Below are 27,000 nucleotides of genomic sequence, written 5' to 3'. Positions count from 1 at the left end.
TCTATACCTTTCTTTTAGGAAACAATCTTAAAATTTTATTTTCTTCATTTTGTAAATCAGCTTTTAATTTTTCATCCTTTTTTAAATTATTCTGACTTTCTTTTTCTATGAAAACTTTTTCTTTATCTTCTATACTATAAAGACAATATAAAGTTTTTTCTTCTTTTTTAATACCATAAGCTATTTTAAATATTTTTTTACTTTTTAAATAATGTAATTTAATATAATTTTCATTTGGTATAACATAAGAATTTTCTATATCATTTATATTTTCATTATTCATATTGTTAATAACTTTATTACTATTACTTTCTAGCCAAGCATTGCATATATTTAAAACTTCAACCTGACTATCTTTTAAATCTAAAAAACTAGAATAAATTTCATAATTTTTTATATATTTAATATTCATGTTTGATATTTTAGCTCCTAAAATTAATATAGTTGTTATAAAAAATATTAATATTATAGAGTTTATAAGTACATACCCCTGTTTTTTTACATACATATTAAGTACTCCTTATCATCAATTCCGAGTTCAACATATATAAGTTTATCTTTTTTATAAACAATAAATTTTGTTACATCATCTAAAATTATATTTGTTGTTAACTCTTTTTTTACTCCACCTATTTCTCTATAATACTTAATTTGTAATGTTTTGCTAACTAAATATATCTTTTTATATTTAACTAATAAATTTTTATCTATTGCATTTTTATCATTTATTTCTTCTAACTTATGTTCTTCCTTTGAAATTTCAATTTCATCACTATTTTTTGAAATTTTATAATTTGTATTATCTACTTCTGAAAATATTTTCTTTATATTTAATATTGCCCTATCAATTTCATTTTCTTTTTTTATTAAAGTATTTCTTTCACTTGAATACTTATATGTATTCAATGTTAACTTAATCAAACATAAAATTATAATTGATGATATAAATATATATGATAAACATTCTATTAATGTAAAGCCTTGCTTTTTCATTTTAATTCCATCCAATACTCTTTTAATATTTCAGTTTCTAAAAATTTTTCATCATTTAAAGTTAAACTTATACTCATTTTAATCTCTTTATCATTTTTGAAAATTTTACTTATTTTTATAAAACTTTTAGAATTAAAATTAGAAAATAAATTTATTATATTTTCATCTTTTAATTTATTTGCATCATTTAAATTAATAAAAATATTTTCTTCAAACTTATTAAATATTCTATCTAATTCATTTATACTAATATTAAACTTAAGCTCACTTATAATATTATTTAAAATAATATTATTTTTTCTTGATTCTTCCCTAATAACAAATGCCTTCAAATCTAATTTATTCATTTTTACAACTACTCCACATAATATAGTTATTATAAATATAGAAACTATACATTCAAGCAATATACTACCACTTTTCTTTTTCAATATTTATATAGTCAACTCCTACTCTTATTTTTAATGAATATTTTTCCTTATCTTTATAATTCTTCATTACAGTTGTTTGAGATGAAATTTGTCCATTAGTACTTATTTGAATAATAGATCCATTTTCAACACTTATATAATCTGGTATTTTAAAAGATTCTATTACGATACCTTCTTGAGTTAAATTAACTTTACTATTTGCTTTGCTAAAGTTAATTTGAAAATTTTTATTCTCTTTTATTGCCTTAGCCTTACTATAAGTTAACATACCTTCAATAGATGTAAGAAAATTTTCTGTTTCTAAATTTCTAATAGCCTTGGTATAGTAATTTATAATACTATTTGAAGATCCTATTATAATAGTTATAATTATAATTACTGCCATAAGCTCAATAAGTGTATACCCCTTCTTTTTCTTTATCAAATTATTCCTCCATAAACACTTTGAAAAATTGGTAATATAAATATTCCAATAAATGCTAATATTAAAATAGACATAATAACAATAATTATCGGCTGAAACATAGCTGTTATTTTTTTAAGTTTATCATTATTTTTCTTATAAAGTCTTGAATATAAATTATCTAAGTTATTATCTAAAGAACCACTTTCTTCACCTAACCTTATCATAGCTAGACTATATTCAGATAAATTTATAGTTTTCTTTAAAGATTCTGAAAGTTCTAATCCACTTAATATATTTTTATTAATATCCTTATAAATTTCTTTATTTAATATATCGTCTTCACAATATTTAAGCCCCAATGATATATTTACCCCACTTAAAACAATTATCTTAATAACTAAAATAACCTCAAGCTCTCTAAATTCTTTAAAAATTTTATTCTTTTTAAATATTAAATTTATTATTTTATTAAAGTTATTTTTAAATAATATGCAAGGAATTAAAATTACCCATATAAACAAAGATAATATAAATATAATTGGAGATTCGTTTATTTTATAGGAAAAATCAATTAGTACTTGTGTTATATAAGGAATAGAATTTCCTATAGATTTATATATATCCTCCAATTGAGGAATCATAAATTTCATTACAAAAATTAATATAAATATCATAGAACTTAATAAAAACATTGGATATATCAAGAAATTTATTATATCTTTAAGTAATTCATCTTTTCTTTTATAATATATACTTAATTCATTAAGAACTTCTTGAAGTCTTCCAGTCTTTTCTCCAATTGAAATCATTCCAACAAAAAACTTAGGATATAAATTATTATTTTTCATAAATCCCTCACTTAAAGATTCTCCTTGCATTATTGAGTTAACTAATACTTTTATACTATTTTTATAATCATTTCTTAATGGAAATTCATTTAATAAACTAATCGCTTTACTTATTTGCAATCCATCTTTATATAAATTAGATAAGTTTTCACATATAATACTTAAATTCTTATATGAATATTTTTTGTTGAAATTCATATTTTACTAATTCCTCTCCATTTATAAATCTTTTATATTGCTTATAGCTTATTTCTCCTTTATACAATAATTCTTTACATCTGCTATACATTTGTTCATTTGACAATATTTCTAAATCTTCATTTATATTTTTAAGCTTACTTCTTATATTTTCATCTATAAAATGTACTGCACATATTAGTCTTCTTCCACTTATACCAGTATAATTACATCTTTTACATCCAACTTCTTTATAAAAATAGTAAATCTTATCATTTATTATTTCTTCTTTTTTAGTTTTACATTTTTCACACAAGCAACCAATTAATCTTTGAGATATAGCCCCAACCATTGAATCGCGTATTAAATAATCTTTTACATTCATATCTTCAAATCTAAAAAATACATCTCTACTTGATTTTGTATGAATTGTAGAATAAACTTTATGTCCAGTAATTGCAGCTCTTATTGCTATATTAGCTGTTTCTTCATCTCTAATTTCTCCTACCATTATCACATCTGGATCTTGCCTTAGTATTTTCTTGATATTATTAAGTATATCCAAATGCTAACAAAATATCGCAAAACTTAGAAAATAAGCCAAATAAAATATTAAATGTAACTTATTATATCTTAATTTTATTTACTTATTTTTGACGAATTTTTGACGACAAAAAAGACCAGATTAAATATCTGGTCTTTTAAATTAATTTAATGTAACTATAACTTGTCCGTTTGAAACTAATGAACTATCAAATTGTAATTCTAATCCTTTTTCTCCTTTTGGTGCTTCAACTATATATTCACCAGTCATTTTTCTTCCAGGAGCTATTTTTCCATCTAATTCACCTTTTTGATTATCAACTATAGCTTGATTACATGATATTCCTCATTAGTATAAATTTCAAAAATATTTTAGCATAAATTTAATTTATTTTATTATATTTTCATAATTAACAGAATATTAAATAAAAAGACTAGGATGTTCATTCCTAGCCTTTTTATTTATTCTTCTTTCAATGTTGATGTAGGGTTAATTCCCCACTCTCCATTTTCATTTATTACATTTGCTGTTATAGTACATTTTTTTACTCCTAAGCTTCCCATATCATATTCACATTCTACACTAACTTGTTTTGCTGTATCATTACCTGATATTTTTATTATTTTGTATGATTTTAAATCCTTGAAATCATACCAAGCTTCTAACAAATCTTCTTTATTTCTTGACTTCCAACTTTCTTGTGATACTTCATACATTTTTGCATAGTCTTTCTCTTTCCAACCTGAAAAATATGTTTTTACTACATTTTTAACTACCTCAGAGTCTTTTGTTGCAATTTCTTTTTGTTCTTCTTTCTCTTTAGCTTCCTTTTCCTTTTCTTCTTTTTCCCACTTTTTAACTTGAATTTCTTCTTCTTTTTCTAGCCTTTCAAAATCTTTTAAATACTCTTTTTTTTCACTATCTGTCATCTTATTAAATTTTTCTTCTATCTCCGCAAATTGCGTTCTTTCGTTACTATCAAAATCATAATATGATTTTTTAAGAAGATTTTTATCTGATTCAGTTAACTTATTTTTAGAAACAGTTTCTTCTTGTTTTTGCATTTCTTTAGGCGTTTCATTTTTACCTCCACAACCTGCAAATAATATTGTTATTACAACACAACTTAACAAAATACTTATTATTTTTTTCATTAGTAATCCCCCTTAATTGATATACAAGAATATTTTACCATATCGTAAATAGGAATTTGTAAATAAAATATGTATAAAATATATCTATATGGAAAGTATTATATATATGAAGAAACAGAGTTATATAAAAATAGAATTAATAACAATATTATTTTTTATTACTATTATGATTGCAATAATACCATTTCTTATTTCATAATTTAAGCATAGTAACATTTATCAAGTTACTGTACTTACATAAACAAATTAGAAAACAAAAAAGAACTGCAAGAATAAATCTCACAGTTCTTTTTTTATTATACGAATACTTTACTTTAAATTTATTTGATATCATTTATTATTTTCTTTTCTAATAAGTTTAATAAATTCATTTTCTCATCTTTGTTAAGAAAAGCATTCTTAGGAATTATTGGTGTTTTTATATAACTTTGATCCACAGCTTTTCTTATTATATATATACAGTCTTCAGTTTCAACTACTTTCTTTATTTTATCGTATTTAATTACTCTTAATTTAGAATTGTATATTTTATATAAAATGTATTCTTCTTTTAATTCTATACTTTTTTCTTTAAATAATGATTTATTGGATTTTAAAGCAAGCTTAAAATCTAATTTAAAAATAAACCATAGAATTTTCTTGATAAATATTAAAAATATTATAGCTAATATACTAAAAATAAGAATATTTTTTAATGATCTATCAAAATAAATTAGGTTATTACTCTTATAATAGTAGTATAAATTTATACATTCATAAATAATACCTATTAAAAATATAATAGGTACTAAAAATTTATTTACCTTAGATAAATTATTTAAATTAAATTCAAAGTAATCATTATAATCTTTTAAATTATTTTTATAAGTTATTTTCAATTCCACACCCCCACAATAAGTAATATATAACATAAAATTACATATAATCAAGGTGGTATTTGTATTTTATAAATATAGAATAAATAATAAAATACATTATAAATTTTCTTTAATTACTATAATTTATGTCACTTTATATCATTTAAATTTTTGTTATTTTATATATAATTATTTTAATGGGTGGGTTTTATGAAATTTAAGTATTTTTTAAAAGTAAGAGCTATAATAACTTCATATGTACTCTCCTTTAATTAATATAAAAACATTTTATTTTTTATTAATTTCTTTAAATATTTTTTGGTCATCTTTAGAAAAATCACTTAAATCTGTACTAATTTTAGATTTAGAAGTATCATAATTTAATTTAATATAACAATCTTCACTTCTTGCATATAAATAAGGTTTTATATTTTTATAGCCAATTAAATCAAAAGCAAGTATTGAATCATTCTTTCTATCTTTTATAGACAGATTATCATTAATTTTGTACATGCAATATCTACCATTTTCTCCGAAGGTTTCTAAGGTATGTTTATCATTATAATATACTTCTTTTTGCTCTTTATTGGAGCATCCGATTAAAATTCCTCCTGTAACTATGCATATTATCATTAAAGATATTATTTTTTTCATTTGGAACTCTCCTTTATAAACAAATACAAGAATATTTTACCATACAATAAATAGGAATTTGTAAATAAAATATTAATCAAATATATAAATACTTTAGGTAAAACACTATACATATGAAGAAACAGGATTATATTAAAATATGTTTACTAAAGAATAGTATTTTTTATCAATATTATAATTTCATTAATACCATTTCTTATTTTATAATTTAAGCTAAGTTTTTAATACTACTCATTTAAATTTAATAAAAAATAGATTGTAAATTTTAGGAAATTAGCTATAATTGGGTATACGGGTAAGGGGGAATTAATTTGAATAAATTCGAAACAATTAAAGAGAAAATAAATAATTTATCTGATTTTAAATTCATTTTATTATCTGTACTATTATGCGAGATATCAGATTTAATATTCACATTTATTTTTAATGTTTTTAATATTACAGATTTAATAATAAGTGGGCCTAATCTTGAAGAATACTCTTTATTAGTTAATATTGTTGATATTATAATTTTAACTCCATTAATTGAAACAGGAATTTTAATATTAATAATAAAACTAATTGGGAAATTTATAAAAAGTGATTTTTTAAATTGGTTGATTGTATCTTTAATTTTTGCAGGACTACATAGTTATAGTATATATTATATTTTAATTATTGTTCCAACAGCATTTATTTTTAACTACGCCTATATATTTTATAAGAGCAAGAATTTATCTATTTATTGGATTATGGTAATTATACATATGCTGTGTAATTTGATAGCGTTTATGTATCCATAATATTTTAATTAATCTAATAAAAAAGACCTACAAAGAATTAATCCTTTCAGGTCTTTTATTATTTTTAATAAAGAAAAAATAAATTTTAACTAATAATTTCCTTTTAATTTATTTATTTTTTATCCATTTTATTATAATAATTACCGCTATTATAAATAATATTATATTAAAAATAAATATTAAAATTTGAGTAAACTCCGATAACATACATCCCCCTTTTAAATATATGATAAAATTTAAAAATATTTTATCATAATTTTAAATTTACTTTGTAAACGTTATGTTAATTCTTTCTATTTTTAACATATAAGTATATTTTTGTTTTATGATGAATAAGTTTTTAAATATAGTTAATAATAAAGATGTATCTGTTAATACTTATCCAATAAAGTTATTAGAGTTTTCCAAATTTAATATATCACTTATTCAAGTCCAATAAAAAAGATAGCAATTTAATTATTGCTATCTTTTTATTTTAACTAATCATTTATTATAGCATTTAACATTTTTAATGATATAATGAAAAATAATATCCCTGTAACAAACGATATAATTATTAAATATAAATATAGCTTAATCCAAACTTCACCTATATTTAATCCTATTATACACATTTTGAATAAATATAAAATTATTGTTATTAAAAAACACATTATTGTTCCACTATAATAATTTTTAACAACACAAAAATTATCAGTTTCCTTTATATCCTTAATCATTTTTGAAGTAGATGTTATAATCATACCTAATCCGGTAAATATAAATCCAGCTAAAACGCCCGATATATTAAACATATCACTAGATGCCAATTCTATTAAGTTTTTCTCGCTTATCTTATCTTTAATAATAATAAATATTAGCATACTTATCAGAAAAATTACTAATCCAATTTTTTTATGTCCATTTTTAGAGTAAAGTGATAATTTTAATTTTCTCATCAAACATTTCATAATATCACCTCTTTAATTTTAAAATCATTTTATTTCTAATTTTACAAAATTGCTGATTTCAAATTTATTAGCATTATACAATTTTGTTAATTTCATGAACATATCTTCAGAATTTATATATTTACTTTTATTAGACAATTTTATCGCAGTCACTTCCCCTACTAAGTAGTCTGAAAATAAATCTATAGGCAATTCTTTAACTTCTTTATTACCTTTCCTTTCTGTAATTTTAGCGCTATGTATATCTAAATTTTTCTTATCCTTAGAATTAAATACAAGATTACAAAGTCTTTTAAACATTCCCTCATCTGTTAATTTAACATCTTTTCTGTTAGCTCCAACTCCTTTTCCACTTATTGTGAATTTGAATTTTAAGTCCGAAGCATCTCTAAATCCTTTATCAATAACATCAGCAAAATTAACTTTCATATAATGCCCTATAGTTTTTAAACCTTGATGCCCGCAACTAATTGATATAGTCTCTATATTCTCCATATTCTTTAATCTATATGCAGTTTCTGTATTTAACACATGCTTCACTTTAAATCCTGTTGAGTATAAAGGACCCAATATTTTATGAATAATAAATACTAATTTGGTAGGATAAGCACCAAAACGATTATATTCACTAATTAATATATTTAACTTTGGTATAACAATGAAATGTGTCTGTTCCATAATTGCATCTGAATCATTTGACTCAATTGGCGTTCTTTTTCCTGTTAATGTATCAAATAAATATGGAAAATCATCACTTCTTAATTTGTATAATATGCATTCACATACTTTAATTTTACTATTGTTTTCTGATTGTTTATATTCTGTAATATTCCTAACATCCAAAAAATACTTTAATCCAGTTTTCTCTTCCTTATAAATCAAACTTCTCTCATCTAGATTAGTAAAATCATTATTTATTCTTTCCTTTACTAATTCAAAAATTTCTAATAAATCTTTTTCAGCTTCTATTCTGTAAGAATAAACCTTCTTAGGTACTGTTTTTTTCTCTTCATTCATTATATAATTCACCTCATATTACCTTTATACTTTAAAAATAACATGATATAATAAACATATGATTATTAAAGTATACCAATTTATTTCAAAAAGAACCTGTGCTGTAACACTTGAGGTTCTTTTTTTATTATAAAAGATTATTTTTAACTGGACAAGTTTTCCTATAAATAAAAATAAAGGCAGGATTTCTCCTGCCTAAATTACTTTCTATACACATTTACCATATCTTTTATTAGTGCTTAAAACTCTTACAGCCATATATCTACGCTTTCCTGAACCACCAATCCAACTAATCCATCTATAACCTTCACTATCAACGTAGTAATCATAATTTACACTTTCCCCTTTAGTATAAGAACCTACTGCTCTTGAACTTGTTGAAGGTTTCTCTCTTATCATTAATTTATCTACAATAACAGTACACTTACCATGTTGTGAAACTAAGCCACTATTATTTGAAGATTTATTATAATTATGTGATGAATTATTTGATTTTGAAGTATTTATTTCTGAATCAACAGCATTTGCAATTCCTAGTGCTAAATCTGCTAAAGTATTTTTATCCCATAATTCTTTATCTTTTTTATTATCACAAAACATTGTTTCAAATATTAATGCTGGGCATGAAGTTCTTCTTACTTCATATAATCCATGTGATGTTTTAACCCCTCTATTTATATATCCTAACTTTGCATAATTACTACAGAATCTTTCTCCAATTTTATATACAATCCCACTTGCATTATAAACCCAAGCTTCTGTACCATGTCCTAATCCATTACTCGCATTCATGTGTATTGAGAAAAATAAATCTGCATTTACTGAATTAGCTTTATCAACTCCCTTTCTTAAATCTGCATTAACATCATATTCATTACTTTCTACTAAATATACTGTATGACCATTTTCTTTTAGTATATCAGATACTTTTCTAGCTAAGTTTCTTACACATACTTGTTCATCTAAATAACCTATAGCTCCCTTACAATTTGGAGAATGTCCACCTCTTAATACAATTTTCATTCTAATTCCTTCTTTCTACTTAAATTTAAATATAAAAAAGAGCAACTATTATTGTTGCTCTGTTGGTACATAATTTGATATTGCAGCTAATTTATTTTTAAGTGCTGTATTTTCTATTTCTAAATCATTATTTTTATTTACTAATTCTGTTGCTTGTTGCTTTAAGTTATCTTCATTTAGCATAGCTTTACCTTTGTTTATTTCACCTGCTATTGCTTGTCTTAACATTTTTACTTGATCTTTAGTTAAATAAGGTATTTTTTCTAATAATAATTTATCAAACATATCAGCTTTACTCTTTGCTAAGTCTTTTATATTATCTGTAATTCTGTATTTTTCTTCTACAATGTTCCATATTTGTTTTGCAGTTTCTATTTCTTCTATATGCTTATCTAACTGCAATCTTTGTTCTACTACTTGCTTTTTCTTTACTATATATTCTATTGCTACATCTCCTACACTTTTAATTACTGCTACTAATATTCCTGTAATACCTATAGCTATTGCTCCTAATATTGGTTCTAAAATCTTATCCATTTTAATTCCTTCTTTCTTAATTATTTTAAATTTTCTTCTATAGTATCTAATCTATGATGTGCTGATTTAGTGCTTTCTTTAAGTTTAGTTATGTCTATTACAATATCTTGTATTTTTCTATCTTGAGCCTTTATATCGAGCCTTATATCATCAACACCTTTACTAATGTAATCAAGTTTTACTATAGCTGTTGTATCTTTAACTGCATCTTCTCTAGTTTCTTTATCGCTATCTCTTTTAGCTTTTATTATTCCAATTGCAATTCCTAGTATTGTTGATGCAAATCCAACTAAAACTGTAATATCTACATTCATATCATTTTTTCCTCACCTTCCTAATTTATAAAATAAAAAAAGACTAGAATTAACTAGCCTTTAATACTTCTAACCTATCTCTTTCATAACCTTTTTGTTTTGCTGTTATAGTCCAATCAAATAATGTGTTTGGTGTTCCTCTAACTTTAAAATACTTCTCTGTTTTTTCTACTACTCTTACATATGTTAACTTACCATTACTAGCAAATTCACCTATAGGAGTTACATCAATTTTATATTTATACCTTGTATTTACAGTTTGTAAAAACTTATTATCAAACCATATTATACAATCTCCATTAGAATCTGTTCTGCTTTGCTCTATAAGTATATCTGTGAACCAACATTCTGTACTTTCTATTGCATTTAATGTTAAATCACCATACATAGTTTCAACTATTCTGTTTTTAGAACCATTGACGCTTAAGCTACCTTGTATTCTAAGGTTTACTCCTCTTTTTGTCCATATATCTGAAGAACCTGCATCTGCCCACAAATACGCTTCACCATTACCACTTCTAAGAGCAAATCCACCAGAGAAAAAATTAGCATAGCTTTTACCACTTCCGGTTCCTAATCTACATTCACCAGGGAAAAATTCAGCATAATAATAATTTTGATTCCACTTTGCAAATGATGTTCTATCTGGACCTAAAAGTGCTGTAATATTTTTAGTATCGACATCTGTAATTTGAACTCCATGCTTTGCTTCTATACAGAAGTAACCTTCTTGTGATTCGTAAATATCATTTATCTTAGATGTTGAAAGATATAATAAAGAAGCATTTAGAGCAATATCTTCATTTATTGTTATAGGAACTTTATTACCTAGTATATTATTTTTATCAAAAGTCATAAAAGATGTATTATTATTTCCATCTTGATAAACTATATCAAAGGTTGAATTCTTTTTATGTCCTATTGCTATACCAGGTTTTCTAGCATCTCCATTAGTTCTAGTAGAATAAATTTGACCTATAATATCTTTTCTTTCGCTACCTTCCCAATCATAAAAAAGTATATTATTACTTTCTATTTGTATAGCTTTTAATCCTGTTCTACTAGCGAATGTTGTTAATCCATTTATCTTAATTTTTGAAGCATCTATTTTTATTTCTTCTGCACTTTGGTTTATAGCTGATATAATAGATCCTTTATCTGTCTTTTTAGCTACTTCGTTTTTAATACCATCTAAACCTATATTTATACTAGCTAATTGACTTTGCATAGAACTTACTGTACTTCCATCTGCTTTTGTATTTAATATGCTTTGAACACTACTAACTTCTGCATTTATATTATTTGTTTTTTGAATTAAATTACTTTCTACATTAGATATTTTAGTTGTTACTGTTGTTATATTATCTTTTATTTTTTGATTTATATCAAACGGACAAATTGACCAACCAGCATCTTTGTTACCTTCAGATAGCTTGATTTTTGTTATCCAAATCTCCCCTGTATCCATTGTTATATATAATTCAGGCGTATTCCCAGTATCAGATGCTTTAAATGTACCTTTATAATAATTCCAACCAGTATTTAGAGCCATTTGTAAATTGCAACCTACTGAGTTTGTTCCATTACCATCCATAAATGCAACGAACATATTTAAATTTCCATTAGCCTTTGCCATGAACGAAATTGTATATTCCTTTCCTACCTCAAATTTATTATTAGGGGTTCTTATAGGATAATTACCTAAAACAAACCAACTTTGAGAATTAGGCTTTACAATATGAATTACATTCCTAAATATAGGATCATCAATAAGATTAATATCTCCATTTTGACCTGGACCTTTTGACAAACTCCAATTACTTAAATTTTCAAATTCAAAAGTATTTGAAAGTAAGTTTACTCCACCAAATTCAATATTATTTACAGTTTTATCAATATCACTTTGGCTTACTTTAGTCGATATTTGATTTTTAAGTATGTTAATACTACTTTCTGCATTACTAACTCTTGTATTTACTGTTGTTATTTGTGCATTAGTATAAGTCCTAGCATTATTAAGTGCTTCATTTGCTTTATTTATAGCAACCGAATCTGCATGAGAATTAGCACTTGAAATAGCTTCATTCTTTTTAATATCAGCATAACTCTTAGAATTGTTAATAGCATCATTTTTAGCTATGTTTATTTTATTGCTTAAATCATTAGTAGAATTAGTTAAATTAGTTGTTATAGTTTGTGTTGTACTATTTAAGCTATTAACACTAGCTTGTAAACTATCTTTAGCTTGTATAAATTTAGTAGATACATCATTAATTTTATCTGTAATTACTTTAATATTATCTACTATTAATTGTTCTGTATCTTCTGGAGCAGCAGTCCAATCCGTAGCTTTAGTTCCTATTTCTAGTTTAGGGTTATATATTATTACTGAATTTCCTTTAGCAACTTCTATATCTACAAAATGATATGTTTCATCACATCTGCTAACCGTAGAAGTTATAATTAGTTTTTTCCATTCTTGTGTAGCAATACAATTTTGATTATTTGCCACTTGGTCACAAATATCAAAATGTACTTGTTGATTATTATTTGTTGCTGATTTATACCAACAAGAAAAAGTATAAACACCAGTTATTTTTACTACATAATGTAAACGGAAAATTTCATTATTAGTTGATTTTGAAGTTGTAAGTTTAATTGCTTTATCATTTATTCCTAATGGTGATTTAATATTTATAATCTCCTTAGTATTATTAGAACCTAAAAAATAATAATTTTTATTTTTTAAATCTTTACTATATAATATTAAATTTCTCCCACCAATTTGAATATTATTTACAGTTTTATCAATATCACTTTGGCTTACTTTAGTCGATATTTGATTTTTAAGTATATTAATTTCACTTGTTGCTTTACTTAAATTACTATTAGTTGTTGTTATTTGTGCTGTAGTAAATTCTTTAGCACTATTTAAAGCATTATTAGCCTTATTATTTGCATCTATACTAGCAGTTTTAATTGCTTCATTTTTCTTAGAATCAGCATAAGCTTGTACATCTTCTGGAGCTGGTGTCCAATCTCCTATTTTATTTCCAATTACAATTTTTAGCTTTCTTATTTTTAAAGTTCCTATAAAATTATCTTTTCTACACATAATTGAAGTAGCAGAAATTTCATTAGGAATATTAATTGTTTTTGTAATATGCCCTTTTTTATTTAAATTTGATACTGTAACTGTATCCGTAAAATTTGTCCAAGGTGTATTATTTAATTGAGTATAAAAAGTTCCACTAATATTTTCACCATCAACACTCCAATCAAAAGAAATTGTAATTTTCTTTCCTTTTAATTCTTCAATGTTTAATTCATACATTGATTGAGTTTGATTAACTGTGTTATTACCAACTTGTACACTTTCTGAATCAGTTTTAAAAGCTAAGTTTCTATCACCAATCTGCAAATTATTAATAATATTTGTAGTATTGTTATTAGCTGTGGTTATAGCATCTTCCTTAGCTTTATTAATATTATTATTTATAACTGTAGTAGATTGAGTAAATGTTTGATTATCTACCTTTAATTTAATAGCATTATCTAAAGCATTTATTGTAGCTTTTTGATTACTTAATTCTTTTCCATGTTCTGTGATAGTATTCTTTTGTGTAGATAACTCTACATCTAAAGTTCTATCCCCTACAGTAACCTTAGTACCTTTAATAGTTTCAGTACCTTTATTATTAACTTCCCTAATAACAGAATTTATATCTAATTTATTTCCTGATATATTTGCATTATCAGCTACCTTATTATTATTTATAGCTCCATCTGTAATACCTGCATTATGAACTCCTTCACTATCAAGCATTATAGTCTTTCCATCTTTTGCTCTTATTAGTAATCCATAATCTGTTGTATTATCTTGTTTTCTATATTCTCCTAAAATAACTCTATTAACATTATTTCTATTTATAAGTATTTGATTTCCTACTATTTCTACAGTTCCATCTGCACTAACAATTTTATGTTTACTAGTAGTTATATCTCCTGCTTCTAATTTATTTACACTTAAAGAACTTATTTGTGCTGATCCTATAGCACCTTCTGCTATTATTCCACTACCTGCAGTTATAGAATTAGCTTTAAAATTCTTTGCTGTAAGATTACCCGCAAGTTGATTTTCTACACTAAGTGATTTACCTTCTAAAATTCCAACTCTTTCTACTGCTACATTAAGTTCATTTACATCTGCTTTCCCAATTAAAGCATGTTGTAATTTAGATTCTAAAGCATTTAATTTAGATGTATCTACTTTAGTAAGAATAGCTTGACCAGCTTTTAACACTGCTACATTTAAATCTTGTATATCACCTTTTATAACATGTATTTCAGCAGCTTCTAAAACATTCACTTTAAAATCTTTTATCTGATTAGTTTCTATTCCATCTATTGTACTTCCGTCTATAGTTCCATTATCTGTTGTAATATTATTTACTGTATCTGTAGTTTCTTGGTTCTCTTGCTGTATATCCTCAAATCTTAAGATAGTATTAGCAATTTCAACTGTATCTCTAGTATGATCCTGCGGATATTCTTTTAGCTTTACTATTCTTTGCTTTTCTTTAATATTATTTTCTTTGCTTAAAATAGTTATAGTATCTCCTAAGCTATAATCTAAAACATCTTTATATTTATCATTTAGTTTTGCTAAGTTTATTAATTCTAAACTATAAGCTCTATAAGGTTTACTAATTTCATCTAATTTAGCAATAGCATCATTTTTTAAATTTTCTTTTATTGTATATCTTTCATCTTTCCAAATAAGTGTTTTTATCTTATTTGTATATTGATAGTTCTCAACATATTTCTTACCATTATTAATATCTTCAATAGTTATTCCATCTTTTCCTACTGGAATTATCCTTGTAACATAATCATAGGAATTTGCTTGTACATTAAGTGATTTTAAATTTAAACTATCTACAAAATAAGTGCCTTTATCTGTACCTATGTGTTCATATAAATTAATCTTTTTATTTATAGTGTCAAATTCTATTTCTACTCTATAAGTCTTTTTTATTTGTTGGATAATATCCCAACTTGAACAATTAGTTACTCTTATAGTTCTTTTCTTTTTTATATCACATTCAGTTTTTCCTATTGTCCAACCAGTTCCTACTATCCCTAAATTTAAAGCATTTATTATTGTTTGCTCTACACTCTCAAATCTATCCCATTCTTTACCTTCTATATCTTCTACATTAAGTTTGCATATAAAGGTAGTATAATTACTCTGTAAATTTTTCTCTTTAACTACATACTCATTTGTTTTAGTTATTATATAACTTTCTTCTACTATTTCATCATAATATTTAGATTTATTAGAATATAAAAAAGAAAGTGTTTTATCGCCAGTTTTTAGAACACTTTCTATACATAAATCTTTATATTCTGTTAATCCTGCTATTTTATTTTTGTTTAAATCTAATAATTGTAACAAACATTAACCCCCTTTCTTTTAAGATTGATGTTTTAATTATTCTTCTATCATAAAATCGATACACATCATTTCGCTTGCAGTCATATCATAACCATTTAACATATCAATACTAAAAGTATGTACATCAATTTCAACAATAATTTCTTGTAAATCTTGTATATCCTTATTCCATTGTTCTAATTTATTTGGATCTATAGCATAGTTGCCATCTTCTACTTTAAGATTTCCATCTTCATCTTTTAAACAGCATTCTTCTAATATTTTTTGTCTTTCTTTATTGTAGTGCTTTAATTCACTTTCTATTTTTCCAATATTTTTGCCTATTGCATAACTAACCTTAACTGGTAACTTTCTATTGCTTATTTCTCCTAACATACCCACTTTTTCTATTATTTCTTTATTTGTTAATTTTGCCATCTTTAAATCCTTCTTTCTTAAATTTATTTAATATAAAAAGAGCCTACATAATGTAAGCTCTTAAATTAAAATACAAAACAATTTAATCCCTTAGCTACTTCTGTAGCTTTTGTTCTAAACTTTTGTACTTCTGCTGCAACTAAAGTAGAATTAGCTTTAAATAAATCCATGTTAATTACATAAGTTTGTATATTAGCCACGTCATTCTCTTTTAAGGAGCAATTCATATTCATAACTTGCTGTTTCATTCCATCCTTTTCTACTTCAACTACTCCAGTTAAATTTGTAGTTTCTGTTATTGTGCTTGTTACCTTTGCTTCATTTTCCATTAAAAATTCCTTCTTTCTATAAAAATCTTGGTTTATATTTTATTGTAATATTACAACTATTTTTATTTAACTTAATTATGTTTGTTCCTGGTAATAAAAAAGGGAACTCCCACATATCAGTATCGGAAAATTTATTTTTCCCTTCCTGTGTAACAGTTCCATCTTCACCATTTAATATTATTTTTTTACCTTGTTTTAAATTTTTTATTATTATTGGATCATTGGCCAAACCATTAATAGTTAAGTCAATTAAATCAATAGTTGGTATAATCTCAACTATGCAAGGAACTTTTACATTACCTTGCATATTGATATTTTTAGTATAATCAGTAAAAGAAACTTTATTTTCATTTAAAAATTTATAAGTTGATTTTAAAGTTAGTTCAATAGTATAAGCAAAATCAGCTATTAATTCTTCCTCATGTGTTTCTATAAAGAAGTTATACGAATAATTAATATCCTTAAATTTAATAGTTCCACTTTTACAGATATTTAAAATCTCACTTATTTTAGTTAAAATTTCATTTTCGTTTTTTCCTTCTATATATAACTTAATATTTATAGAAGAATATTTGCTTTTTTCTGGTGCTAATTTGACTGGATCTAATGAATTATCTAACCAATCATTAAATGTTACTATCTCACATGCTTGTATATTTCTTTCAGTAAGAATAGCATTGTATTTAGTTAAAATATCTATATCATTTACAATCATTATCTATCTTACCCCCTTCAATTTTAAAGCTGCTTGATTTAAGAAATAATCAATATCATTCTTATTATTAAATCCATAAGTACCATTAAAGTTAATTGTAGTTCCGTTACCTTGTCCAGATGAAAAAGCTGCATTTTCTTCTGCTGTTAATACTCTTTCACCTTTGTGTAATCTTGCTATATAGCCATCCCATGGCACATAATCAAGGCCATTATAGTGTGATCCATCTGTTTTTTGCATTGAATCATTGGATTTTTTCCAAAAAGCAACTTTATTTTTTATCCAATTTACTTTATCTACAACCCAATTACAGATACCACCCCAAACAGATTTTATACCATCCCATAATGATCTAAATATAGAACAACCTGCATTATATAAAGCTGATCCTATTCCTTTAATAGTCCTAACTGGATGATGTACTGCTTGACTTAACCAACTTGTTATCATGGCCCATACAGCTTTAAATCCATGAAGTATAAACATAAAAGCACTTCTTGCTGCACTTAATAATTTTCCACCTACTCCAACTATAAGCATTATAATTATGTTTAAGAAGTTTTTAAGTAAAGTTCCTATCATATGCCATACATTTTTAAATATATCTTTTACGCCATTCCAAACTCCTTGCCAATCTCCTTTGAATAAAGCAGCAAATATTTTAAATACATCTGCAATAATATTAAATGCAGTTCTAAATATAACTTCTATATTTGACCAGATAGCACTTATAAAAGTCATAATGTAAGTTCCCCATTCTGCCCATACAACTTTTATTGCAGCAGTTACTGTTCCGATAATACTAGAAATACTACTCATAATACTTGCGACTGTATCTCTACATCCACCAAAATTAGTAGCAAATGCTAAAGCCATTGCAGCAATTATTCCAACAACTATTCCTACTGGTCCTGCAAATCCTAAAAGTGATGCAGCCGAACTTCCCATACTACCAACAACACTTCCAACAATGCTTCCCATTTTTCCAACAATAGTTCCACCTAATTTAACAAAAATACCACCAACTTTAGCACCCATAGCTTTAACTGGACCAGGCACTAAAACTGACATTTTACTAAATGCTTTTAATACTTTACCACCTGTTTTACTTGCTAATGATCCAAATTTACTAAATACTTTACCTGTAGCAGTAAATGGTATTTTTAAAAAACTTAATTTACTTCCTACTGCTTGTATTGGCCCTTTAAGTTTTAATAGTTGAGTTCCTAATAATTTTGCTTTTCTACCTAAAAATGTAGCTCCCTTTCCTGTTTTGGCCATAGCTTTATTAGTTAGTCCTAAAGGATCAACTATTTTTTTAACTCCTTTACCAAAAAAGGTAGCTCCTTTTTGGCCCATTTTTAATGCTTTAGAAAATTTAGAAACTCCACCTTCACCTTTTTTAAAAAATGCATTTAATATTCCTATACCATCTTTAAGTTTACCTGCTCCAGTTAATACTCCACCAAATCCTTTCATTAGTGGGCCTGTAGCTGCTGCTGCTAATGCCATTTTAACTATCATCTTTTGTGTTTCTGGTGATAATGCACTAAATTTATTAGCTAAATCACTAATCTTATTAGCTATATCTGTTATACTTGGTGCTAAAACTTCAAATACTTTAATACAAGATTCTTCTAAAGCTGATTTCATTTCAGCAATAGATCCTTTTGCATTTTTACTCATAGTATCTGCCATTTTTTGAGTAGCACCTTGCGAATTATCTATAGCTCCAGAAAGTTTATCAAAATCAGAACTTGATGCATTTATTATAGATAACCAACCCGACATAGCTTCTTTACCAAATATTGTACTAACTACTGCTGCTTGTGTAGCTTTATCAAGATGACCTAATTTTTTTCTTAGATCAACCATAAGTTGTTTGAATGACTTCATATGACCATTACTATCTTTAATTGAAATTCCATATTTCTTCATAGCTTTAGCCATTTTCTTACTTGGATTAACTAAGTTAGTTAGTCCAGCTCTTAATGATGTACCTGCTTGTGATGCTTTAATACCAGAATTGGCCATAAGTCCTATTGCTAGTGCAGTATCTTTAACTGTATAACCTAAACTTCCTGCAACTGGTGCTGCATATTTAAATGTTTCACCCATCATACCAACATTAGTGTTAGCGTTACTACTTGCAGCAGCTAATACATCAGAAAACATACCTGCATCTTTTGCTTGAAGTCCAAATGCAGTTAATGCATCAGTTACTATATCTGATGTAGTTCCTAATTCTTCACCAGATGCTATAGCTAGATTTAAAATTGGTTCTATACCATTAAGCATATCTCCAGTTTTCCAACCTGCCATAGCCATATATTCTAGGCCTTCTCCTGCTTCTGCTGCACTAAACTTAGTTTTCGCTCCCATTTCTTCTGCTTTTGCTTTTAACTTTTTAAAATCTTCTCCAGTTGCTCCAGATATAGCTGCAACTTTATCCATTTGAGCTTCAAAACCCATACCAACCTTAATAGCTGCTGCACCTAATCCAACTAAAGGCAATGTTACATGGCTTGTTAACTTAGATCCAATTTTAGAAAATGTTTCTCCACTTTTAGTTATCTTATCAAAGCTTCTGCTTATTTCATCTGCTTTTTGTACACCTAAATTCTTAGCTGCTGTCATTTGATTTTTAAATCCATCTAGGTTTACTCTTATTTGTGTTACTAAAGGAGCTAAACTTATTCCACCTACCATAGTTACCTCCTTTCTCCAGATCTAAAATCATTTATTGCATTTTTATCTGCCTTAGTTTGTTGTAATCTCCATAAGTTTTCTAAGAACTCTCGGCCCTTTTCATCTTGTTTTAATCCATTTATCCAGGCATCTTTTCTATACAATAAAAAAAGTGAATATGGAAGGTTTAAAACTTCTATAAAGCTTAACCTTGCATAATCACTTATACTTTTAATATCTGCTGTTTCTGTTATATAATTTTGTTCCCATTCATCAGTAGGAAAATATTTATTAAATATGGCTTTTCCTATTTCACCATCTGGAATGGGCAGCTTTAGTTTGGGGAGTTTTCTATTTCTCCCATTAACTTAGTTACTTCTGTTATAATTGCATTAATCATGCTTTGTGGGTAGTTTTCTACCATTTCTTTAGTAAATTTTTTACTAGAAGTATTATTATTTAATATATCTACAACTATTTCATATTGTCTGTCTAATAGCTTTTCTTCATCTTTTATTTTTTCTAAAGCAGTCATTTTCTTTATTAATTTTGCAGGTGGTTCTTGTACTCTTACCATTTCCCCACCTAGTTTAAAATCTATTGTTCTTGTTGTATAAAAATCTAAATCTATCATATTTAATATTCTCCTTTAAAATTATTCTTTTACTTTTTGAGCTTCTTCTTCTGATAATTCTTCTTCTATAGAAGCTAAGAAGTTCTTAACATATTCGATTGCTTGTAATTCTGCATCTATAGTTACTTCCTTTTCTCCAAAATCTAAAGCAAATCCATTTCCACCTTGGCCAATCATAGTGAATCTTATCTTCTTACCATTATCTTTTTCATGAACGAATCTTATTAATACATTCTTTAATGATACACCTCCACCAAATGTTAATGTTCTAGTTTTCTTAGACTTATCTGCTTTTATTTTAGCAGTAGATAGTAATTCTAATTTATCTAAATTCCATGTTAAAATACCTGTTTTACATGTTATTTCTTCTTCTGTGATAGCAGTTTTAACTATCTTTCCATATTGATTTTTAACTTCATATTTCTTAGGTTTATATTCAAATTTAAAACCTCCAGAACAATAACCTACATTATGTTCGTCTGTTTCTATTTCTCCATGTTCTTGAATAGCTTTACCTGTAAATTCATACATGTAAACTTCTCCTGCTCCTAATAGCACATCTTCTGTCTTATGTTCCATATTATAAGTACCTCCATTTTATTATAAAAATTATATTATCTTCCCACATTTGTATCGCATCATCAAATAAAGGGCCACCTCCTGCAAGGCTGCCCCTAAATGATATATTTTCTATTATTTTGTTAGGTTCGTTTATATCAAAATGCATTAAATTAATAATTTGCTTTTCAATTTCTAAACATAAATCATAATCATTACATATAATATCTAATGTAACTTGATTTTCTTTAACTGGCCCTTCTGATATTCTTTTCATTCTATATGCTATAGAAGGTCTTGTTATATCTGTTGTAAATCCTGGATATATAGAATCTTTTCCTATTAATTCAGTTAATTTTTTATCTGAATTTAAGTAGGTTACTAAAACTTCTTCCATTAACCTATTCCCCCTAATATTGTTTCTACTAAACCTTTACTTTGATCTCTAGCATTTTCTAAAAATGGTTGTGGTCTTTGCCCTTTAGTTATATGTCCCCCTTTGTACTTTCCTGCTTTAACAACATATTTCCATGGTGTTTTTCTTCCATTACCATCTTTAGCATATATACCTGTTCCTTGATGAACATATGGAGCATATTCAGAATTACAACCTACATAACCAATTATTTCTCCTGCTGTAATTTCAGAATCAGAACCTATACTTGCTCTTAATATACCTAAATCTACTGGACAATTTTGCCTTGCTCTTCTTTCTATAATTAAAGTAGCTTTTCTAACATTAACTTCTGTTTTTAATATTACTTCTAACATTGCTTTATCTATACTAGATTTAAATGCATTATTATCATTAGACATTTTCAATCACCTTCAACAATAAAACATTTAATCTTCCAGAAGTAACATCTTCAATATTATAAATAGTTTCATTATCTTTTAATCTATGTTTACCTCTTATAATATTTTCTTCGCTTGTTAATCCTATATGACTACTTTCGTTATATCTTGCATTTGTAGTATTCATTGTGCTATCTGTTTTATATATAGATATTTCTATAGTTTTTACATCTTGCCATTCACTTTTTATAGCTCCAGTTTTAGATCTAATAGTTTTTTCAACCTGCAAAGTTACAGATTTTGTATTACTATTAATGCTCATATTATCACCTCGGAAGTTTTCTGCATTTTTTAAGTTTCTTTTCTATACTCTTTGGAAATCCTTTTTCATAACTTGTAGATATACCACTAAAACTCTCTGAACTTATACCTTCTGTTCCTAATCTATTACACTTAGTAACTACCAGTTCTATTAAAGAACCTTCCAAACTAGGAGGAATATCTTCTCTATGAGTAAATTCTTTTATTTCCTCCTGTGTTTCATCAATTAAATCTAAAACTAATCTATCATCTTGTTTAGCTGCTGATTTACTTCTTCTTTGTATTTTTTCTAGTAATTCAATCTTATTCATATTATCACCTATAAAAATAAGAGTAGATTTAAATATCTACTCTTATGCTGAAGCTTCTTGCTTAGTTATAAGTTTTACGCATTTAGATTCATCTTTTAAGTAAGCAACATAGTGTTCAGTTGAATAGTATTCAGATGTTGCCTTTCCTGCATATCTATCTTCTTCTACTTTAACATTCTTAGCTAATTTGATTCCAAGTGCTCCAGGTTTAACAACAATATTTTCATATTTTCCTGCTTTAGCTTTTACTTTCTTAGATACAACTACTTGACATCCACCATATTCTCCTATAACACCTTTAATCATTCTTTCATCCCCCATTTGAGTTGGTCTAATGAAGTCTTTATCTTTTAATAATTTTACTTTTTGTTTAGGTGCTATAAATAATATTGCTGATTCATCTTCTTCATCATTAAAAGCTCCTTTTGCATCAACTATGGCTTCATAATCAATTTCAGCTGTTGACTTGTCTACACTTATTTTTGTAGATTGTAATGCAACTAAACAATCACTATCAATTTTATCTGAAATAGCTTTTAATAATTGTGATTTTCCTTCATTAACTACTTCTTCTCCTCTAATAACTACATCTTCATCAAGTATTTTAATACCTTTACCAGCCTTAGCTACTGTTACCTCTTGGCTTGTCATACTTAAATCTGAAATTGGAATTTGCTCTCCTGGTGCTACTTTTACTGCTTCACCAATATAACCGTATTTTCCTACAACTATTGTATCTCCTGCAACTTTAGTTAAAGTACTATCTACGTTGGCTAATGGTGCAAATTTTAATTTGGATGGAAGAGTTGCTCCTAGCACTTCTCCCATAACTTTTACATTTAATAAACTATTTGGCATATATTATTCCTCACTTTCTATTTCATTATTTCTGCATATTGCTCTGGATTATCATTAGCAAACTTATTTTGCTCGTAAAAATCCATTTTTAAGAAATCTTCCTTTGTTATTGTTGTTTTACTTGGTTTAGTATCTGGATTAGGTGGTGTACCTCCCCCAAGAGTTACCTCGAATAAATCTTTATAAGTTTCTTTAAACCCTTTAAGTTGTTCATCTAATCCAGTTACAGTCCCATCTTCATTTATTACTAACTTATCTCTATCAATTTTAGATGCTAGTAAATCAGAATGTTTTGCTTTAGCCTTAGTTAATGCACTACTAATAGCACTATCTAAAGTTAAATTTCTTACATTTTTTTCATATTCTGCCTTTTGTGTCTTAATAGTATCTTCATGCTGCTTAATAGTCTTTTGAAGTTCCTCATTGTCAGCATTGTTCTTTTTAAGGTCTTTAATAGTGTTATTGGCAGTATTAAGTTGTTCTTCTAAATCTTCTTTTTTACCTTTAAGTTTGTTATACCTATCTTCTATATTTTCAAGATTAGTAGTATAAATTTTTTCTTTTTTCATAGCTCCTATAACTGATTTAATTTGTTCATCATTTAAACCTTTAGCCTTTAATAATTCTTCAAAATTCATTTATATATCCCTCCATTTACGCTTTTTACAAGTGTTGCTCTTGTAATGTGGTTCTTACCTTTATTCTTTTACGCCTATAAAGTAAGAAAAAAGGCAAAATAAAAAAAGCCTTATTTCTAAGACTTTATTGATTACTTATATTTATTTGAGTAATGATATAATAGAATAAAGAGGTGATTTAAGATGTTTATTTATAAAATAGCATTTCAAAGTATGTCAAATAAAGAGAGGGAGGATATATTTAAAAGTTTTATACAAAGTGGATGGAAATATATTGGTTCTAGTAACCTAGCAAATACTAATTACTTTGATAAGTATTTATGGGACAAAGAAAGTGAACCAATCTACCCTCCAAATATTTCAGTATAATAGAGCCTTACAGTCTCTATTATGCCTATATATTTATATCTATAACTGGTAAATATGTGCACCTACAATTTGCATGAAGTGGTAATATCGGTCTATCATTAATGTTATATATATTACCATGCATAGTACCACATCTAGCACAAACCCTTTCATCTGATGCTGCCCAATACTGTACCTTTTCACACTTAGCATCTTTATACGCTTGAATAGAACTTTCATTTAAATAATGCATTGTTTCAGTTCTAACTAATCTATGAGCTACATTAAATCCTTTATTCATTCTATTATTTAATTGTATAGCCATTTCTGTTATTGTCTTCCCTTGAACTAATCCATTAGTAAGAATATCATTAAGATTCATAGCTAATACTTTTGTATTCTTCCATAGTCTTTCTGAAAAATTACTACCTAACCATGGTTTATTTAATAACTGATCCATTAATTTTCTATTAGGCATAGCAAAATCAATTTGACCTAATGCTTCCATAACAGCTTTATAATTATTGATAAATCCTTCATACATATTCTTCTTACCAAAGCTCTCTAAATTATTTCCAAGCTCTTTAATTATAGAATTTATATTCTCTTGTAATTTAGTAAGCCTATTAAACTTATGCATATCTGAAAGCATTGGAGTTGCTGTTTTCATCTTTTCAGCTAATATATAAAGTTCATCACTAATACTTGCACTTGCTTCTTGATATATTTCTAATAAAGCTTTATTCTTTTGCTCTAAATCATTATAGATATTCCAAGTATTCTTAGCTATTCTTTTTTCCCAGTATTCACTATTCTTCATTACCTTCACCTACTGGTACTTTATCAAAATTTACTCCAAATTCTTCATTCTCTTTATCTATTTGATTTTGTTCTTCTACTGGATCTTTAACCCAAGGATGATTAGCTATAATAGTTCTATTGCTAATTACGCCTTTACTATTTATACAATTCGTTATTGTTTCAGTTTCATTAATCTTTATATTCTTATTAAATATTAATTCTACTGGTACATCTTTATATGATCCTTGATTACTTTCAGATAAATAAATATTTATAAAATATAATAACTCCTTAAAAGCTTTCTTAAATAAAACTTCTAAAGAGTTACACTTTAAATCTATTCCACTATATAAAAATTTTAATGATATACCACTTGGAGAACTTCCAAACTTATCTAAGTCTTTGTTTACCCCTTGACCACACTCATTAATATCTCTTTTTAATTGTTCATAATGTATTTTTATTGCTTCTACATCCATTGTTGGATTTAAGGTTGAAGCATCTCCATCCTCATCTAATACTAATGCTCTATAATAATTTAGGTTATCCATAAATTCTCCTAAATCTTCTCCACCGTATCCTTTAAGAACAAATATTAAATTCTTAACTTCTTCAATAAAGTTAGCTACATCACTTCTACTTAAATCATAATTATCTATAAGAGATTTAATAAACTTAATATCTCCAATCTCTATTCTATTATTTTTAAAAGGAATAAAAGGTATCTTATTCCATACAGCCCAAGAACCATCTTTTAAATAATGTCCTATATTTCCTTCAACATTAAGATACTTTTCAGAATCTAATAATATCTTATCTCCATCTTTAATATAGTACTCAACTTTATCTGGATACCATAATTCAATCTTAGTTACTGTTTTCTTTTTAGTACTTTCATAAACAACTAAATCATAAAGTCTTATTAATCTATCTAATTCCTTATGTCTTCTATCTACCCATATAGGTATTATCTGTTCACTAGGAATAACCATATAATCAAGTTTACCTTGTCCATTGATAAATGTATGTAACCAACCTATCCCTTTATTAGAAGCTTCATATCCTAACTCATTAAATGTATCAAGGAAATCATCACCTAAAGTCCAATTTATTTTATTAAGATATTCTTCATTATCTGATTTTAAGGTATATTCTTTCCCTAATAAGTAATTAACTTTTTCGTCAATTAAGTTTTTATAAAAAGCATGAGCTAGTTTATTATTAGCTTTATACTTTAATTCTTCATTACCACCATCAGATGTAGGTCTAGTTATTTTTCTTTGAAATATATCATTATCAACTTCATAATACTTTTCTCCAGTTATCATTAATTGCCTTGAAGGTGAACTTAGAAATTCATTTATTTCTTCTGATAACCATTGAATAGTATTCATAGGCCCTGTTGATAGTACTGGTTGTCCTAATCCAAACATATTATTCCT

At 25.9% G+C, this 27,000-nt stretch carries 33 protein-coding genes; 2 read left to right on the top strand and 31 right to left on the bottom strand.

Features of this window, described 5'->3' with window-relative positions; genetic code table 11:
* Position 1 precedes the first annotated feature (1 nt).
* The 10 genes from AC4FQW_RS01955 to AC4FQW_RS01910 form a co-directional block, all read right to left on the bottom strand.
* Entirely contained in the window at positions 2-508 is a 507-nt protein-coding gene (locus AC4FQW_RS01955) for a hypothetical protein (RefSeq protein WP_303128981.1), read from the bottom strand.
* Positions 499-993 carry a hypothetical protein gene (locus AC4FQW_RS01950; protein ID WP_303128983.1) on the bottom strand — a complete coding sequence of 165 codons (495 nt, stop codon included), beginning with the start codon at positions 991-993 and terminating at the stop codon, positions 499-501. Before AC4FQW_RS01950 ends, AC4FQW_RS01955 begins: the two co-directional genes overlap by 10 nt.
* Positions 990-1,424 (bottom strand): hypothetical protein, encoded by a 435-nt coding sequence (locus AC4FQW_RS01945; protein ID WP_303128985.1) that lies wholly within the window; start codon positions 1,422-1,424, stop codon positions 990-992. Before AC4FQW_RS01945 ends, AC4FQW_RS01950 begins: the two co-directional genes overlap by 4 nt.
* Positions 1,405-1,848 (bottom strand): prepilin-type N-terminal cleavage/methylation domain-containing protein, encoded by a 444-nt coding sequence (locus tag AC4FQW_RS01940; RefSeq protein ID WP_491146941.1) that lies wholly within the window; start codon positions 1,846-1,848, stop codon positions 1,405-1,407. The genes AC4FQW_RS01945 and AC4FQW_RS01940 overlap by 20 nt, the downstream gene beginning before the upstream one ends.
* Positions 1,845-2,876: a type II secretion system F family protein gene (locus AC4FQW_RS01935; protein WP_491146940.1), complete on the bottom strand. Its 1,032-nt coding sequence runs from the start codon at positions 2,874-2,876 to the stop codon at positions 1,845-1,847. The genes AC4FQW_RS01940 and AC4FQW_RS01935 overlap by 4 nt, the downstream gene beginning before the upstream one ends.
* Positions 2,848-3,420: an ATPase, T2SS/T4P/T4SS family gene (locus tag AC4FQW_RS01930; protein WP_491146939.1), complete on the bottom strand. Its 573-nt coding sequence runs from the start codon at positions 3,418-3,420 to the stop codon at positions 2,848-2,850. The genes AC4FQW_RS01935 and AC4FQW_RS01930 overlap by 29 nt, the downstream gene beginning before the upstream one ends.
* 141 nt (positions 3,421-3,561) lie before the next feature.
* A complete protein-coding gene (locus AC4FQW_RS01925) occupies positions 3,562-3,723 on the bottom strand; it encodes a DUF4352 domain-containing protein (protein ID WP_491148135.1) in 162 nt (53 codons plus the stop codon).
* 137 nt (positions 3,724-3,860) lie between these two features.
* Positions 3,861-4,553 (bottom strand): hypothetical protein, encoded by a 693-nt coding sequence (locus tag AC4FQW_RS01920; protein ID WP_491146938.1) that lies wholly within the window; start codon positions 4,551-4,553, stop codon positions 3,861-3,863.
* Between the two features lie 320 nt (positions 4,554-4,873).
* Entirely contained in the window at positions 4,874-5,431 is a 558-nt protein-coding gene (locus AC4FQW_RS01915; RefSeq protein ID WP_491146937.1) for a YcxB family protein, read from the bottom strand.
* A 267-nt stretch (positions 5,432-5,698) separates the two neighbouring features.
* The gene (locus AC4FQW_RS01910) at positions 5,699-6,064 is read right to left on the bottom strand and encodes a hypothetical protein (RefSeq protein WP_491146936.1); all 366 of its coding nucleotides are present in this window, start codon (positions 6,062-6,064) and stop codon (positions 5,699-5,701) included.
* 311 nt (positions 6,065-6,375) lie between these two features.
* Here AC4FQW_RS01910 and AC4FQW_RS01905 point away from each other — a divergent pair, with 311 nt between their 5' ends.
* The gene (locus AC4FQW_RS01905) at positions 6,376-6,846 is read left to right on the top strand and encodes a CPBP family glutamic-type intramembrane protease (RefSeq protein ID WP_491146935.1); all 471 of its coding nucleotides are present in this window, start codon (positions 6,376-6,378) and stop codon (positions 6,844-6,846) included.
* Positions 6,847-7,325: 479 nt separating this feature from the next.
* Here AC4FQW_RS01905 and AC4FQW_RS01900 read toward each other — a convergent pair whose 3' ends face one another.
* The 19 genes from AC4FQW_RS01900 to AC4FQW_RS01810 form a co-directional block, all read right to left on the bottom strand.
* Positions 7,326-7,796: a hypothetical protein gene (locus AC4FQW_RS01900; protein ID WP_491146934.1), complete on the bottom strand. Its 471-nt coding sequence runs from the start codon at positions 7,794-7,796 to the stop codon at positions 7,326-7,328.
* Between the two features lie 24 nt (positions 7,797-7,820).
* Positions 7,821-8,813 carry a hypothetical protein gene (locus AC4FQW_RS01895; RefSeq protein ID WP_491146933.1) on the bottom strand — a complete coding sequence of 331 codons (993 nt, stop codon included), beginning with the start codon at positions 8,811-8,813 and terminating at the stop codon, positions 7,821-7,823.
* A gap of 207 nt (positions 8,814-9,020) precedes the next feature.
* A complete protein-coding gene (locus AC4FQW_RS01890; RefSeq protein WP_491146932.1) occupies positions 9,021-9,836 on the bottom strand; it encodes an N-acetylmuramoyl-L-alanine amidase in 816 nt (271 codons plus the stop codon).
* A 48-nt stretch (positions 9,837-9,884) separates the two neighbouring features.
* Entirely contained in the window at positions 9,885-10,373 is a 489-nt protein-coding gene (locus AC4FQW_RS01885; RefSeq protein WP_491146931.1) for a coiled-coil domain-containing protein, read from the bottom strand.
* Positions 10,374-10,393: 20 nt separating this feature from the next.
* On the bottom strand, positions 10,394-10,687 hold the full coding sequence (locus AC4FQW_RS01880; protein WP_491146930.1) for a hypothetical protein: 294 nt from the start codon (positions 10,685-10,687) through the stop codon (positions 10,394-10,396).
* A 49-nt stretch (positions 10,688-10,736) separates the two neighbouring features.
* Positions 10,737-16,145, bottom strand: coding sequence for a phage tail spike protein (locus tag AC4FQW_RS01875; RefSeq protein WP_491146929.1), 5,409 nt, complete (start codon positions 16,143-16,145; stop codon positions 10,737-10,739).
* A gap of 36 nt (positions 16,146-16,181) precedes the next feature.
* Positions 16,182-16,562 carry a hypothetical protein gene (locus AC4FQW_RS01870; RefSeq protein WP_491146928.1) on the bottom strand — a complete coding sequence of 127 codons (381 nt, stop codon included), beginning with the start codon at positions 16,560-16,562 and terminating at the stop codon, positions 16,182-16,184.
* Between the two features lie 65 nt (positions 16,563-16,627).
* Positions 16,628-16,891: a hypothetical protein gene (locus AC4FQW_RS01865; protein WP_491146927.1), complete on the bottom strand. Its 264-nt coding sequence runs from the start codon at positions 16,889-16,891 to the stop codon at positions 16,628-16,630.
* A gap of 16 nt (positions 16,892-16,907) precedes the next feature.
* On the bottom strand, positions 16,908-17,606 hold the full coding sequence (locus AC4FQW_RS01860) for a phage distal tail protein (protein ID WP_491146926.1): 699 nt from the start codon (positions 17,604-17,606) through the stop codon (positions 16,908-16,910).
* 3 nt (positions 17,607-17,609) lie between these two features.
* Positions 17,610-20,315 carry a phage tail tape measure protein gene (locus AC4FQW_RS01855; protein ID WP_491146925.1) on the bottom strand — a complete coding sequence of 902 codons (2,706 nt, stop codon included), beginning with the start codon at positions 20,313-20,315 and terminating at the stop codon, positions 17,610-17,612.
* 2 nt (positions 20,316-20,317) lie between these two features.
* Positions 20,318-20,458: a hypothetical protein gene (locus AC4FQW_RS01850; RefSeq protein WP_491146924.1), complete on the bottom strand. Its 141-nt coding sequence runs from the start codon at positions 20,456-20,458 to the stop codon at positions 20,318-20,320.
* 170 nt (positions 20,459-20,628) lie between these two features.
* A complete protein-coding gene (locus tag AC4FQW_RS01845; RefSeq protein ID WP_491146923.1) occupies positions 20,629-20,928 on the bottom strand; it encodes a hypothetical protein in 300 nt (99 codons plus the stop codon).
* Positions 20,929-20,949: 21 nt separating this feature from the next.
* Entirely contained in the window at positions 20,950-21,507 is a 558-nt protein-coding gene (locus AC4FQW_RS01840) for a hypothetical protein (protein WP_491146922.1), read from the bottom strand.
* A 1-nt stretch (position 21,508) separates the two neighbouring features.
* The gene (locus tag AC4FQW_RS01835) at positions 21,509-21,883 is read right to left on the bottom strand and encodes a hypothetical protein (RefSeq protein ID WP_491146921.1); all 375 of its coding nucleotides are present in this window, start codon (positions 21,881-21,883) and stop codon (positions 21,509-21,511) included.
* Entirely contained in the window at positions 21,883-22,302 is a 420-nt protein-coding gene (locus AC4FQW_RS01830; protein WP_491146920.1) for an HK97-gp10 family putative phage morphogenesis protein, read from the bottom strand. The genes AC4FQW_RS01835 and AC4FQW_RS01830 overlap by 1 nt, the downstream gene beginning before the upstream one ends.
* Positions 22,295-22,603, bottom strand: a complete 309-nt coding sequence (locus AC4FQW_RS01825) for a phage head completion protein (RefSeq protein ID WP_491146919.1) — start codon at positions 22,601-22,603, stop codon at positions 22,295-22,297. Before AC4FQW_RS01825 ends, AC4FQW_RS01830 begins: the two co-directional genes overlap by 8 nt.
* Positions 22,604-22,607: 4 nt before the next feature.
* The gene (locus tag AC4FQW_RS01820) at positions 22,608-22,913 is read right to left on the bottom strand and encodes a phage head-tail connector protein (RefSeq protein ID WP_491146918.1); all 306 of its coding nucleotides are present in this window, start codon (positions 22,911-22,913) and stop codon (positions 22,608-22,610) included.
* Between the two features lie 42 nt (positions 22,914-22,955).
* Entirely contained in the window at positions 22,956-23,771 is an 816-nt protein-coding gene (locus AC4FQW_RS01815; protein WP_491146917.1) for a N4-gp56 family major capsid protein, read from the bottom strand.
* Between the two features lie 17 nt (positions 23,772-23,788).
* Positions 23,789-24,409, bottom strand: a complete 621-nt coding sequence (locus AC4FQW_RS01810; RefSeq protein ID WP_491146916.1) for a phage scaffolding protein — start codon at positions 24,407-24,409, stop codon at positions 23,789-23,791.
* A 183-nt stretch (positions 24,410-24,592) separates the two neighbouring features.
* On the opposite strand from AC4FQW_RS01810, the gene AC4FQW_RS01805 reads away from it, so the two are divergent.
* On the top strand, positions 24,593-24,778 hold the full coding sequence (locus AC4FQW_RS01805; protein WP_491146915.1) for a hypothetical protein: 186 nt from the start codon (positions 24,593-24,595) through the stop codon (positions 24,776-24,778).
* A 25-nt stretch (positions 24,779-24,803) separates the two neighbouring features.
* On the opposite strand, the gene AC4FQW_RS01800 is transcribed toward AC4FQW_RS01805, so the two are convergent.
* Positions 24,804-25,577, bottom strand: a complete 774-nt coding sequence (locus AC4FQW_RS01800) for a minor capsid protein (protein WP_491146914.1) — start codon at positions 25,575-25,577, stop codon at positions 24,804-24,806.
* Positions 25,567-26,991: a phage portal protein gene (locus AC4FQW_RS01795; RefSeq protein WP_491146913.1), complete on the bottom strand. Its 1,425-nt coding sequence runs from the start codon at positions 26,989-26,991 to the stop codon at positions 25,567-25,569. Before AC4FQW_RS01795 ends, AC4FQW_RS01800 begins: the two co-directional genes overlap by 11 nt.
* Positions 26,992-27,000 lie beyond the last annotated feature (9 nt).

The sequence above is a fragment of the Clostridium sp. TJA085 genome (assembly GCF_058310235.1).
This window is presented reverse-complemented; position numbering and strand designations above follow the sequence as displayed.